The organism is Pseudomonas sp. FH1 (assembly GCF_000510895.2).
Classification (GTDB): Bacteria; Pseudomonadota; Gammaproteobacteria; order Pseudomonadales; family Pseudomonadaceae; genus Aquipseudomonas; species Aquipseudomonas azotoformans_A.
Genome location: NZ_AOHM01000126.1, coordinates 14,117 through 26,709, shown reverse-complemented (window position 1 = coordinate 26,709; position 12,593 = coordinate 14,117). Strand labels below are relative to the sequence as shown.

The window sequence follows — 12,593 nt, the reverse complement described above, 5'->3', positions numbered from 1 at the left end:
ATTTATTTGCGGGCGATGATCACCGCCCGCATCGGCGCCGGCAGCCCTTCAATCGTCTTGCTGTGATCGTGCGGATCGAGGAAATCACTCAGCGACTGGTACTTCATCCACTCTGTCCCACGCTGTTCCTCGACCGTGGTCACACTCACATCCACACAGCGCACGTCGCTGAATCCTGCGCGGCGTAGCCACAGCATCAACGCCGGCACTGACGGCAGGAACCATACGTTGCGCATCTGCGCGTAGCGGTCTTCCGGCACCAGCACCTGTTGCTGATCGCCTTCCACCACCAGGGTTTCCAGCACCAATTCACCACCTTTGACCAGGGTGTCCTTCAACGCCAGCAAATGCTCGATGGGCGAACGCCGGTGATAGAACACCCCCATGGAAAACACCGTGTCGAAGCCTTCCAGATTCGCCGGCAGGTCCTCGAACGGGAACGGCAGGTGCCACGCCTTGGGTTCTGACAGGTAACGCTGCACCGCCTGGAACTGACAGAAGAACAACCAGTTCGGGTCCACGCCAATCACGCTGTCGGCCCCGGCGCCGAGCATGCGCCACATGTAGTAACCGTTGCCGCAGCCCACGTCGAGGATGCGCTTGCCCTTCAGGTTCAGGTGCGGTGCCACGCGGGACCACTTCCAGTCCGAGCGCCATTCGGTGTCCACATGCACGCCGAACAGGTTGAATGGACCTTTGCGCCACGGGCTCAGGCCCATCAGCGCGGCATGCATCTGCTCGCGGGTGTCGTCGTCGCAATCGGTATCGAGCGTCAGTCCGTTGAGTAAATCCACTTCGCTGGGCTGGATTTTTGGCAATGCATCCAGCGCACTCTGCCAGCGCTCCAGGTCGCCATGACCCTTTTCCATCTTGCTATCGAGTTGCGCTTGCAGGCCCTGGGCCCACACGGCCAGGGGAGTGCCGACCAGATGGCGGGCGAGGGGAGACAGATCAATCATGGCAAGGCAATCAACGAGGCAAAGTTAAGACACTGGAACCACGGCACGACTGTCGAAAACCCGGCCGCCAGCAGGCGCTCGCGGTGTTCTTCGAGGCTGTCGGGCTTCATGACGTTTTCGATGGCGCTGCGTTTCTGGGCGATTTCCAGTTCGCTGTAGCCGTTGGCGCGTTTGAACGCGATGTGTAGATCGGTGAGCAGCGCGTGTTCTTCGGGATCATTGAAGCGCAGCTTTTCCGAGAGGATCAGCGCGCCACCCGGCAACAGCGACTGGCGGATGCGCGCGAGCAAGGCCAGGCGCTCATCGGGCGCGATGAATTGCAGGGTGAAATTCAGCGCCACCACCGAGGCCGGCTGGAACTGCAGCGCGAGGATATCGCCCTCGATAACCTCGACCGGCAGCAGCTCCTGGAACATCGAGTCTTGGCCATTGAGGTATTCACGGCAACGCTCGACCATCGCGGCCGAGTTATCCACCGCGATCACCCGGCAACCGTCGGTGCGCACGTGGCGGCGCAGGGCCTGGGTCACCGCGCCCAGCGAGGATCCCAGGTCATATAGCACGCTGTTAGGTTGGGCAAACTGCGCGGCGAGGACGCCGAGGTTCTCGACGATGGTCGGGTAACCGGGCACCGAGCGCTTGATCATGTCCGGGAACACCCGCACCACGTCCTCGTTAAAGGCGAAGTCCGGCACCTGGGGCAGGGGCTGGGCGAATAGGCGATCGGGTTCTTTGCTCACGGTTGTTCCGGCGACGATTGGGGAAAGGCCGGCATTTTAGCCAAGTTGGCCCCGGTGTGCGCGGGTTGTCTGATAAACCGTGACGGAGCTGTCGGTACTGGCTTCACCGCCCCGGCGATCTCCGTTACTTTTTGGCGGTAGGGTCCGTGTGAATAGCAAAAGCACCCTCAACCTCAATGATGTTTTTTGGTGGAAAGACGTTTTGTGCAGTGAACTTGAACTGGCCCTCGTAGCGACCAGTTTTATGGTCAAAATCAATACCCACACGACCGGTGCTAGTTAGGTAGTGCGAGGGAGCAGTGTTTCCACCGGCTATGAGTGCGCGAATGTGATCGCCTGGAAAATCATGTTCGCCGTAGGGTATGTGCGCCACCATATCAATCTGGATGATGCGCAGAAGGCTGGCTGAATCCTCATCCACGCCTACGATCCTTGTCAGTCCATTCTCGTGCGTCAGATAAACCGCGTTTGCAACGAAATTCGCTTTACCGTTGATGGATGCGGTCAATGTTCCCTTGGCTTTCTTGAGTGTTCTACGGGTGGCCATGATTGAACCCTTCTGACCCATTCGCCCACATGATTATGCGCGTTGTCCCATGACGTTATCGGCAGACGCCTACTTTACGTAACTGTCAAAACTACCAGTCGTTTAGACGTTTTGATTCTAGGCAGGGCGTAGGAAAGAGGACTTGGTTTTTTCAAGGATTGTCGCTGGGGTGTTCTGTCTGTGTACCGAGTGCAAACGCAGATGCAGTGATACCCCATTGTCCCAGCCAATACGTGGTGATCAGCAAATACGGCGCCGCATCGAACGCCGCCACAAACCGATTGATACCGATCAGCGTGTCAGAAAACACAAACGACGCCGCACCCGCCGCCGCCAGCCATGCCGAACGCTTCGGCACATCGCTGCCCAGCCGGGCCAGTGCGCGCCAGAGCATGGCGCTGATCACCAGCGCGTAAACCACCACCGGAACCAGCAGGTCGCCCAGACCATGGGAGATCAGGATGTTCAACAGGATTGCGCCTACGCCCAGCGCCAATATCAGCGGCAGCAGCGCCAGGCGGCGGCAATCGCTGAAGTAGGCTTTCAGATACGCCAAATGTGCAAACAGGAAGGCACCCAGGCCAAAGATAAACAGGTCGCCCGGCCAGGCGAGCAATACGTCACCCACCAGGGAAAAAATCAGCCCCAGGCTGATCCAGCGTCGATAGTCGGTGGGCGGTGCATCATGCAGCCAACCCAGCAGCGCCAGCACCGGCAGCGGTTTGACCAGCAGGCACAATAATGTGGCATGGGTGGTCAGGCCGTAGATAAAGGTGCCGGCGCCCATCAACGCAAGAATCAGCCATGGCATATCAGTTCACCGTGATGGCGCAGTCAAAGGTTTCGACGGGTTCGGCTTCCGGCTCCCAGGGTTGCTGGGAGGTCAGGCGCAAACGACCCTGGCCGGCTGCGAAAGCCTGGAAACGCCAGGTCGACTGGCCACCGCCACCGATCACACCGGATTCCGAGCTGCTGTAGACCTCCGGGCTCAGTGCGCGCAGCACGCCGCCAGCGGAGTCCTGGATGGCCCAGCGGTAGCCGGTGGTGGGGTTGCTTGGCAGGGTGAGGATAAGGTTTTGTCCGCTTTTGAGCTGGAGCGGGCAGGCGCTCTGGTTATCCACGGTGACGTTTTGCTTCGGTGCACTGGCGCACGCGGCCAGCAGGGCAAGGCTCAAGGGGAGAAGCAGGCGGGCAGCGGTCATGGGGGCTCCGTTGATTCACGACGAAGGGCGAGCATAACCGAAGATGAGACAAGGTGTGACAAGGAGGGATTTGCGCTGTGGCGACTGGCGCCTTCGCGGGCAAGCCCGCTCCCACATTTTGATGGGTGAACACATTCAAAGGTGGGAGCCGGGCTTGCCCGCGATGAGGCCAGGGCGGGTACTACATAATTGTCAGAACAGCACTTTCGCCACATCCGCAAAACGCTTGGCAAAGTGCACCGTCATGCCTTCCTTCAGGTACTCCGGCAGCTCTTCAAAACTGCCGCGATTCGGCTCCGGCAAGATCAGTTCATGGATCTTCTGGCGCCGCGCCGCAATCACCTTTTCGCGTACGCCGCCAATCGGCAGTACGTGCCCGGTCAGCGTCAGCTCGCCGGTCATGGCCACGCCTTTTTTCGGCGGTTGGTTACGCGCCAGCGACAGCAGCGCACTGGCCATGGTCACCCCGGCGCTCGGGCCGTCTTTCGGCGTGGCGCCTTCCGGCACGTGCAAGTGCACGAAGGCTTCGTCGAAAAACTTCGGATCACCACCAAACGACTTCAGGTTCGAGCTGATGTAGCTGTAGGCGATTTCCGCGGACTCCTTCATCACTTCACCCAACTGCCCGGTGAGTTTGAAACCACGATTGAGCGTGTGGATACGCGTCGCCTCGATCGGCAAGGTCGCGCCGCCCATGCTGGTCCAGGCCAGGCCTGTGATCACGCCGGTGCCGGACAGCACTTGCTCGTTGCGGAATACCGGGATGCCCAGGGAGCTTTCCAGGTCCTTGTTGCCGATCTTGATCACCGAATCCGGCTCGTCCAGCAACTTGACCACCGCCTTGCGCACCAGTTTGCCCAGCTGTTTCTCCAACTGACGCACCCCGGCTTCGCGGGCGTAACCGTCGATCAACGCACGCAAGGCGCCATCGCTGATGGTCAGGCTGTTTTTCGACACGCCGGCTTTTTCCAGCTGTTTCGGCCACAGATGGCGCTTGGCGATAGCGACTTTTTCTTCGGTGATATAGCCCGACAGGCGAATCACTTCCATACGGTCCAGCAGTGGGCCGGGGATGGAATCCAGGGTGTTGGCGGTGCACACGAACAGCACTTTGGACAGGTCCAGCCGCAGGTCCAGATAGTGGTCGAGGAATTCGACGTTCTGCTCAGGGTCAAGGGTTTCCAGTAAGGCCGACGCCGGGTCGCCCTGGAAGCTCTGGCCCATCTTGTCGATCTCGTCGAGCATGATCACCGGGTTCATCACTTCCACATCTTTAAGCGCCTGCACCAGCTTGCCCGGCAGGGCGCCGATGTAGGTGCGGCGATGGCCCTTGATCTCGGCCTCGTCGCGCATGCCGCCGACGCTGAAGCGGTAGAAAGGCCGGCCCAGGGATTCAGCGATGGATTTACCCACGCTGGTCTTGCCCACGCCCGGCGGGCCGACCAGCAGCACGATGGAACCGGCGACTTCGCCCTTATAGGCACCCACCGCAAGGAACTCAAGGATGCGGCTCTTGATGTCATCCAGGCCCGCATGGTGTTTATCCAGCACTTTTCGCGCATGTTTCAGGTCGAGTTTGTCCTCGCCAAACACGCCCCACGGCACCGAAGTGGCCCAGTCCAGGTAGTTGCGTGTCACCGCGTATTCCGGTGAACCGGTTTCGAGGATCGACAGTTTGTTCAATTCTTCATCGATGCGTTTTTTCGCCTGGGGCGGCAGCACTTTGCCTTCCAGGCGTTGCTCGAACTGTTCGACGTCCGCGCTGCGGTCGTCCTTGGTCAGGCCCAGTTCCTGCTGGATGACCTTGAGTTGTTCCTTGAGGAAGAACTCGCGCTGGTGCTCGCCGATCTTGCGGTTGACCTCGGCGGACAGTTCTTTTTGCAGGCGCGCGACTTCAACCTCTTTGCGCAGCATCGGCAGCACTTTTTCCATGCGCTTGAGCATGGGCACGCAGTCCAGCACTTCCTGCAACTCGTTACCGGTGGCCGACGTCAGCGCGGCGGCGAAGTCGGTGAGTGGCGACGGGTCGTTGGGGCTGAAGCGGTTGAGGTAGTTCTTCAACTCCTCGCTGTACAGCGGGTTGAGCGGCAGCAGTTCCTTGATCGCATTGATCAGCGCCATGCCGTAGGCCTTGACCTCATCGGTCGGCTCGCTCGGCTGGTGCGGGTATTCGACTTCCACCAGGTACGGTGGGCGGTGGTGCTTGAGCCAGGTCTTGATGCGCACGCGCGTCAGGCCCTGGGCGACGAATTGCAGCTTGCCGTTTTCGCGGCTGGCGTGGTGCACCTTCACCAGGGTGCCGTACAGCGGCAGGCTGGAGGTGTCGAAGTGGCGCGGGTCTTCCGGCGGCGTGTCCATGAAGAACAGGGCCAGGGAGTGGTGGTCGGATTTGCTCACCAACTCCAGGGTTTCGGCCCACGGCTCTTCGTTGACGATCACCGGCAGCACTTGGGCCGGGAAGAAAGGCCGGTTGTGGATCGGAATGATGTAGACCTTGTCCGGCAGGTTTTGCCCAGGCAGGGCCAGGCCGGTATTGGACGAGGCGGATTCAGCGTTTTCGGGGTCGGCGTAGTCGTTGAGGTCGTAATCAGGGAATTCTTGCTGGTCGCTCATGGGGCACCTGCATAAGGAAGTATGCAGGTTAGATGGGGCGGGGTAGCGGTGGTTTCAATGGTCGCGTGAAGTTAGCAACAAATTGCATGAATTCAGCTGATCTTATGCAGATAGCTCGGCAATGGCTGCTCCGGCAGCACTGACAACACTTTCAACCGTTGCAGCATGCGCTGCCGCGCCCGTTGCAGGTGCTCACGCAGGTTCAACGCCGCTGCATCAAATGCACCGTGCAGCAGTAATTCCAGAATCAACCGATGTTCGGCCAGCATGGCCGGATCGGCGCCGATCCCCAGCAAACGGTAGAAAATCCGGCTGATGATCATCGGGCTTTGGCCCTGGCGGATCAACGCCGCGATCTTGCGGTTCTGCAGGCCGGCGAGGCAGCGCTGGTGCAAGTCCTCCTCGATCTGTTCGATGGCCTCCAGGCTGCAATGGGCGCTGTCCTGGGCGTCCAGCACGCGTTGTAACATCGCTTCCAGCATCTCGCGGTCCAGCCCCGGCGCACTTTGGCGCAAAGCTTCGGGCTCCAGGCAGGCGCGCAGTTCGTAGTCTTCGGTGACTTCACGGGCGGTCAGCGGTCCGGCCAGCCATTGGGAGTAGGGCTCTTTTTCCACCAATCCCCGGTCGCGCAAGCGCATCAGCGCTTCACGCACCACCGCGCGGCTGACGCCGTAGTGGTCGGCGGCGGCTTGCTCATCGAGGCGGTAATGGCCGAAGGCAATGCAGGTGGACAACGCCGCGCCGATCTCTTCGACGATGCGCTCGCCCAGTGGCCGCGTATCCACCAACTCATCTTCGCCGTTGAGGCCCAGGTGTGCATGGCTCAAGGGCAAGCGTAGCGGTTCCATGGCCAGGCCGTCGGGGTTGATCAGGTAACCCCGACCGTTGAAGCGGCAGATCAACCCTTCCTCATGCAGCAGGTCCAAGGCCCGACGCACCGGCACACGACTGGTGCCGAACAATTCGGCCAGCGGCGCTTCCAGCAAGACCAGGCCGTGGCGCGCGGTGCCGTTGACGATCGCATCACGCAATACCTGGTGAATCATCGCGTAACGGGAGGCCGAGGCGGACGCTGCTTTCATCGCTTTCTCTGGGGCTTGTAGGACGGTGGCCGGGGATTCTCTCATAAGTTACGCCTGTCACCCTGCGCCACAGCGGTGGCACCTTTGTGGGGCTCGGAATCGGGGAATGTTACTTTTCTGCACCAAAATGTACTTATTAATAAAAGATACATTATTTCATTGAAGGCGCTTTCCTTCTTCCTGGCAAGATTTTTTCCGGCTGATTAAAACCATCTATCCCGTAGTTCTGGGCGAAATCCCCTGATTGCGTAAATGCTCCCGGAGAAAGACTGGCACGAAATCTGCCTTTGTAAAATGTACATTTTATTAATATGTACGTTTTATGAGGGTCACCCTGATGTCAGACGCCACATCAATGGCCGAGGATTTCGCCAGCGGTCGCAGCGATCCGGTGCAAATCCTCGAACAGGCACTCGAAAAGGCAAGTGAGGTCCCGGCGGTGTTTATCAGCCTGACCGCCGAGCGTGCGCGTCGCGAAGCCGAAGCCGCTGCCGCCCGTTGGCGCGCCGGCCAGCCGTTGAGCGTATTCGACGGCGTGCCCCTGGCTTGGAAGGATCTGTTCGACGTGGCCGGCAGCGTCACCACTGCGGGCGCGGCCTACCGCCGCACTGCGCCTGCCGCGTTGCTCGACGCACCAAGCGTAGGTCTGCTGTGCCGCGCCGGGATGGTCAGTGTGGGCAAGACCAACCTCAGCGAACTGGCCTATTCCGGCCTGGGCCTGAACCCGCATTTCGGCACGCCGCACAACCCCCATGGCACTGACCAACCGCGCATTCCTGGCGGTTCGTCGTCCGGTTCAGCCGTGGCCGTCGCCGCTGGCATCGTGCCGATCGCCATGGGCACCGACACCGCCGGTTCGATCCGCATTCCCTCTGCCTTCAACGGCCTGGTGGGGTACCGCAGTAGCAGCCGACGCTACAGCCGCGACGGCGTGTTCCCGTTGGCCCATACCCTCGATAGCCTGGGCCCGCTGACTCGCAGTGTGCGTGATGCCCTGGCCATTGACGATCTGCTGCATGGCCGCACTCAAACCCACACCGCCCGCAGCCTCAAGGGTCAGCGTTTTGTGCTGGCGCAACAGGATGTTGAACCCGCTGTGCGCAACAACCTGCTGCGCGCCGTGGAGCAACTCAAGGCCCACGGCGCACTGATCGAAGAGCGCGAATGCCCGACCTTCCAGGCCACCCTCGACCTGATCAAACACCACGGCTGGCTCGGTTCCTTCGAAGCCTTCGCCCTGCACGAAGCCTTGCTCGACAGCCCTGACGCCGAACAACTCGACCCGCGTGTACGCCGCCGCCTCGAAGCCGCGCGCACGCTGCCGGCCAGCCAACTGCTGCATCTGGTCGATGCCCGCCGCCGCCTGCAACAGCAACTGGTCGACGACCTCGACGGCGCCATCCTCATCATCCCCACCGTCGCCCACGTCGCACCCGCATTGGCACCGCTGGAAGCCGACGACGACCTGTTTGTGAACACCAACCTCGCCACCCTGCGCCTGACCATGCCCGGCAGTTTGCTCGACATGCCTGGCGTGAACCTGCCCAGCGGCCGCGATGCCCAGGGCCTGCCCACCGGGCTGCTGCTCAGCGCCCCGACGGGGGAAGACGCTCGCCTGCTGCGCGCAGCGTTGTCCGTCGAATCCGTACTCAACGTTTAAGGAGACACATCATGGCTAAAGACATTCTCTGTGCATTCGGCGTCGACGTTGACGCCGTCGCCGGCTGGCTCGGTTCCTACGGCGGCGAAGATTCGCCGGACGACATCTCCCGTGGCCTGTTCGCCGGTGAAATCGGCGCGCCACGCCTGCTCAAACTGTTCGAGCGCTACGGCCTGCGCACCACTTGGTTTATCCCTGGCCACTCGATGGAAACCTTCCCCGAGCAAATGAAAGCCGTGGCCGACGCCGGTCACGAAATCGGTGTGCACGGCTACAGCCACGAAAACCCCATCGCCATGACCGCCGAGCAGGAAGAAATCGTCCTGGATAAATCCATCGAGCTGATCACCCAGGTCACCGGCAAACGCCCGACGGGTTACGTGGCGCCGTGGTGGGAATTCAGCAAGGTCACCAACGAACTGCTGCTGAAAAAAGGCATCAAGTACGACCACAGCCTGATGCACAACGACTTCCACCCCTACTACGTGCGCAAGGGCGACAGCTGGACCAAGATCGACTACAGCCAGCACCCCGACACCTGGATGAAACCCCTGGTGCGCGGCGAAGAAACCGACCTGGTGGAGATCCCGGCCAACTGGTACCTGGACGACCTGCCGCCGATGATGTTCATCAAAAATGCCCCCAACAGCCACGGCTTCGTCAACCCGCGTCACCTGGAAGAAATGTGGCGCGACCAGTTCGACTGGGTCTACCGCGAACACGAACACGCGGTGTTCACCATGACCATCCACCCCGACGTATCCGGCCGCCCACAAGTGCTGCTGATGCTGGAGCGCCTGATCGAACACATCCAGAGCCATGCCGGCGTGCGCTTCGTCACCTTTGACGAAATCGCCGACGACTTCATCCGCCGCCAACCCCGTACCTGACCCCTTATTCCTGAGGCGCGACCCATGTCCATCTACAACAAGCTTGACCTGACTGGCTGGAAACCCCGGCAATTGACGTCCAAGGAGGTGCGTTTCGCCACCTGGATCGCGTTTTTCGCCTGGGTGTTTGCGGTGTATGACTTCATCCTGTTCGGCACCTTGTTGCCGGAGATCGGTCGGCATTTTGGCTGGGGTGAAGTGGAGCAAGCGGAAATCGCGACGTGGGTGGCGGTGGGCACGGCGGTGGTCGCGTTTGCCATCGGCCCGGTGGTGGACAAATTGGGGCGGCGCACCGGGATTATCTTCACGGTGGCCGGCTCTGCGCTGTGCTCGGCGCTGACGGCGATTGGCGGGGCGTGGGGTAAGTCGCCGCTGATCTTGATCCGTTCCTTGGGCGGTTTGGGGTATGCCGAGGAAACCGTCAACGCCACGTATTTGAGTGAATTGTACGGCGCCTCTGAGGATCCGCGCCTGACCAAGCGCCGGGGTTTTATCTACAGCCTGGTGCAGGGCGGCTGGCCGGTGGGTGCTTTGATTGCCGCCGGTTTGACCGCGCTGTTGCTGCCGGTCATTGGCTGGCAGGGCTGCTTCATCTTCGCCGCGATCCCGGCCATCGTCATCGCGATCATGGCGCGCAAGCTCAAGGAGAGCCCGCAGTTCCAGATCCACCAGCGCATCAGCCAATTGCGTAAAAGCGGCGCCGTCACAGAAGCGCAAAACGTCGCCATGACCTACGGCGTGGATTACGACGAACACAGCAAGGCGGGCCTTAAAGCCGCGTTCCGTGGCCCGGCGCGTCGCGCCACCTTAGTGATTGGCGCGGCACTGTTGCTCAACTGGGCGGCGATCCAGGTGTTCAGCGTGCTCGGTACCTCGGTGATCATCAGCGTGCACCACATCTCGTTCGAGAACTCGCTGATCATCCTGGTGCTGTCGAACCTGGTCGGCTATTGCGGTTACCTCAGCCACGGCTGGATGGGCGACAAGATCGGCCGTCGCAACGTGATCGGCCTGGGCTGGATGCTCGGCGGCCTGTCGTTTGCCGGGATGCTGTTTGGCCCAAGCAATATGCCGATGGTGGTCGGGCTGTACAGCCTGGGCCTGTTCTTCCTGATCGGGCCGTACTCGGCGGCGCTGTTCTTTATCAGCGAGAGTTTCCCCACCAGCATCCGCGCCACCGGTGGCGCAATCATCCATGCCATGGGCCCGATTGGTGCGGTAGTCGCAGGTTTTGGCGCGACCCAGGTGTTGTCCGCTGGCAGCGACTGGCAGACCGCTGCGCTGTGGTTCGGTGCGCTGCCGTGCTTCCTGTCTGGCGCCTTGATGTTTGCCGCACGTCATGTGCGTCCGGAAACCGTTCAGTAAGGAGTGTTCGATGAGCCGTAAAGTTGCCTTGATTACCGGTGCCGCCAGCGGCATCGGCCAAGCCCTCGCCGTGGCTTATGCCCGTAATGGCGTAGCGGTGGTCGGCGGGTATTACCCGGCCGATCCCCATGACCCGCAGACCACCGTCAGCCTGGTGGACGAGGCGGGCGGGGAGTGCCTGATGCTGCCGTTGGACGTGGGTGACACCGCTTCGGTCGATGCACTGGCCGCGCAAGCCATCCAGCATTTCGGCCGACTCGATTACGCCGTGGCCAACGCCGGCCTGCTGCGCCGCGCACCCTTGCTGGAGATGACCGACGCGTTGTGGGACGAAATGCTCAATGTCGACCTCACGGGGGTGATGCGCACCTTCCGCGCGGCAACTCGACATATGCATGCAGGCGGCGCGCTGGTGGCGATTTCGTCGATTGCCGGCGGCGTGTATGGCTGGCAGGAACACAGCCACTACGCGGCGGCCAAGGCTGGCGTGCCGGGGCTGTGCCGGTCGCTGGCGGTGGAATTGGCGGCCAAGGGCATTCGTTGCAATGCGGTGATTCCTGGGTTGATCGAGACGCCGCAGTCGCTGGATGCAAAGAACTCGCTGGGGCCGGAAGGCTTGGCCAAAGCGGCGCACGCGATTCCGTTGGGCCGGGTAGGGCGGGCGGATGAAGTGGCGTCGCTGGTGCAGTTTTTGACCAGTGACGCGTCGAGCTATCTGACCGGGCAAAGCATTGTCATCGACGGTGGCCTTACCGTGCGCTGGCCGGACTGATTGAGGAATGAACATGAGACAACTGGAAAACCGCCGCGCGGTGATCACCGGCGCTGGCAGCGGCATCGGTGCCGCCATCGCCCGTGCCTACGCCGCTGAAGGCGCGCGCCTGGTGCTGGCCGACCGCAACGCTGCCAGCCTCGCGGAAACGGCGATCACCTGCCGCAACCTCGGCGCCGAGGTGTTCGAATGCCTGGCCGATGTCGGCACTGTCGAAGGTGCCCAGGCGAGCGTTGACCGTTGCGTCGAACACTTCGGCGGCATCGATATCCTGGTCAACAACGCCGGTATGCTCACCCAGGCGCGCTGCGTCGACCTGTCCATCGAGATGTGGAACGACATGCTGCGCGTCGACCTCACCAGCGTGTTCGTCGCCAGCCAGCGCGCCTTGCCGCATATGCTCGCGCAGCGTTGGGGACGGATCATCAACGTCGCCTCGCAACTGGGCATCAAGGGCGGCGCCGAGCTGACCCATTACGCGGCGGCCAAGGCCGGGGTGATCGGCTTCACCAAGTCCCTGGCCCTGGAAGTGGCCAAGGACAATGTGTTGGTCAACGCCATCGCGCCCGGCCCGATCGAGACGCCGTTGGTGGGCGGTATCAGCGACGACTGGAAACGTGCCAAGGCCAAGGAACTGCCCCTGGGGCGCTTCGGCCTGGCGGATGAAGTGGCGCCCACGGCGGTGCTGCTGGTCAGCGAGCCCGGTGGCAACCTGTTCGTCGGTCAGACCCTGGGTCCGAACTCCGGCGATGTCATGCCATGA

12 protein-coding genes are annotated in these 12,593 nt (G+C 61.5%); 5 read left to right on the top strand and 7 right to left on the bottom strand.

Annotated elements, in window-relative coordinates; translation table 11 throughout:
- Positions 1-2: 2 nt before the first annotated feature.
- The 7 genes from cmoB to H096_RS27300 form a co-directional block, all read right to left on the bottom strand.
- Positions 3-959 carry a tRNA 5-methoxyuridine(34)/uridine 5-oxyacetic acid(34) synthase CmoB gene (gene cmoB, locus H096_RS27330; protein ID WP_033902445.1) on the bottom strand — a complete coding sequence of 319 codons (957 nt, stop codon included), beginning with the start codon at positions 957-959 and terminating at the stop codon, positions 3-5.
- Positions 956-1,699 (bottom strand): carboxy-S-adenosyl-L-methionine synthase CmoA, encoded by a 744-nt coding sequence (gene cmoA, locus H096_RS27325; protein ID WP_033902444.1) that lies wholly within the window; start codon positions 1,697-1,699, stop codon positions 956-958. Before cmoA ends, cmoB begins: the two co-directional genes overlap by 4 nt.
- Before the next feature lie 124 nt (positions 1,700-1,823).
- Positions 1,824-2,246 (bottom strand): hypothetical protein, encoded by a 423-nt coding sequence (locus H096_RS27320; protein WP_156487796.1) that lies wholly within the window; start codon positions 2,244-2,246, stop codon positions 1,824-1,826.
- 151 nt (positions 2,247-2,397) lie between these two features.
- Positions 2,398-3,057, bottom strand: a complete 660-nt coding sequence (locus tag H096_RS27315; RefSeq protein ID WP_033902442.1) for a lysoplasmalogenase — start codon at positions 3,055-3,057, stop codon at positions 2,398-2,400.
- Position 3,058: 1 nt separating this feature from the next.
- Positions 3,059-3,448, bottom strand: a complete 390-nt coding sequence (locus H096_RS27310) for a protease inhibitor I42 family protein (protein WP_033902441.1) — start codon at positions 3,446-3,448, stop codon at positions 3,059-3,061.
- Between the two features lie 192 nt (positions 3,449-3,640).
- On the bottom strand, positions 3,641-6,061 hold the full coding sequence (lon, locus tag H096_RS27305; protein WP_033902440.1) for an endopeptidase La: 2,421 nt from the start codon (positions 6,059-6,061) through the stop codon (positions 3,641-3,643).
- Positions 6,062-6,153: 92 nt separating this feature from the next.
- Positions 6,154-7,143 (bottom strand): GntR family transcriptional regulator, encoded by a 990-nt coding sequence (locus H096_RS27300; protein WP_033902439.1) that lies wholly within the window; start codon positions 7,141-7,143, stop codon positions 6,154-6,156.
- A gap of 337 nt (positions 7,144-7,480) precedes the next feature.
- Between H096_RS27300 and H096_RS27295 the strand changes: the two genes are divergently transcribed.
- Genes H096_RS27295 through H096_RS27275 form a run of 5 tightly spaced genes read left to right on the top strand, consistent with a single transcriptional unit; the run spans position 7,481 to position 12,593 of the window.
- The gene (locus H096_RS27295) at positions 7,481-8,803 is read left to right on the top strand and encodes an amidase (RefSeq protein ID WP_033902438.1); all 1,323 of its coding nucleotides are present in this window, start codon (positions 7,481-7,483) and stop codon (positions 8,801-8,803) included.
- 11 nt (positions 8,804-8,814) lie between these two features.
- On the top strand, positions 8,815-9,693 hold the full coding sequence (locus H096_RS27290) for a polysaccharide deacetylase (RefSeq protein WP_033902437.1): 879 nt from the start codon (positions 8,815-8,817) through the stop codon (positions 9,691-9,693).
- Positions 9,694-9,717: 24 nt separating this feature from the next.
- Positions 9,718-11,058 (top strand): MFS transporter, encoded by a 1,341-nt coding sequence (locus H096_RS27285; RefSeq protein ID WP_033902436.1) that lies wholly within the window; start codon positions 9,718-9,720, stop codon positions 11,056-11,058.
- Positions 11,059-11,068: 10 nt separating this feature from the next.
- Positions 11,069-11,830, top strand: coding sequence for an SDR family NAD(P)-dependent oxidoreductase (locus H096_RS27280; protein WP_033902435.1), 762 nt, complete (start codon positions 11,069-11,071; stop codon positions 11,828-11,830).
- 13 nt (positions 11,831-11,843) lie between these two features.
- A complete protein-coding gene (locus H096_RS27275; protein ID WP_033902434.1) occupies positions 11,844-12,593 on the top strand; it encodes an SDR family NAD(P)-dependent oxidoreductase in 750 nt (249 codons plus the stop codon).

Coding starts and splice junctions, on each gene's coding strand:
- cmoB (WP_033902445.1), bottom strand. CDS start 959: ATGATTGATCTGTCTCCCCTCGCCCGCCATCTGGTCGGCACTCCCCTG.
- H096_RS27320 (WP_156487796.1), bottom strand. CDS start 2,246: ATGGCCACCCGTAGAACACTCAAGAAAGCCAAGGGAACATTGACCGCA.
- H096_RS27315 (WP_033902442.1), bottom strand. CDS start 3,057: ATGCCATGGCTGATTCTTGCGTTGATGGGCGCCGGCACCTTTATCTAC.
- H096_RS27310 (WP_033902441.1), bottom strand. CDS start 3,448: ATGACCGCTGCCCGCCTGCTTCTCCCCTTGAGCCTTGCCCTGCTGGCC.
- lon (WP_033902440.1), bottom strand. CDS start 6,061: ATGAGCGACCAGCAAGAATTCCCTGATTACGACCTCAACGACTACGCC.
- H096_RS27300 (WP_033902439.1), bottom strand. CDS start 7,143: ATGAAAGCAGCGTCCGCCTCGGCCTCCCGTTACGCGATGATTCACCAG.
- H096_RS27295 (WP_033902438.1), top strand. CDS start 7,481: ATGTCAGACGCCACATCAATGGCCGAGGATTTCGCCAGCGGTCGCAGC.
- H096_RS27290 (WP_033902437.1), top strand. CDS start 8,815: ATGGCTAAAGACATTCTCTGTGCATTCGGCGTCGACGTTGACGCCGTC.
- H096_RS27285 (WP_033902436.1), top strand. CDS start 9,718: ATGTCCATCTACAACAAGCTTGACCTGACTGGCTGGAAACCCCGGCAA.
- H096_RS27280 (WP_033902435.1), top strand. CDS start 11,069: ATGAGCCGTAAAGTTGCCTTGATTACCGGTGCCGCCAGCGGCATCGGC.
- H096_RS27275 (WP_033902434.1), top strand. CDS start 11,844: ATGAGACAACTGGAAAACCGCCGCGCGGTGATCACCGGCGCTGGCAGC.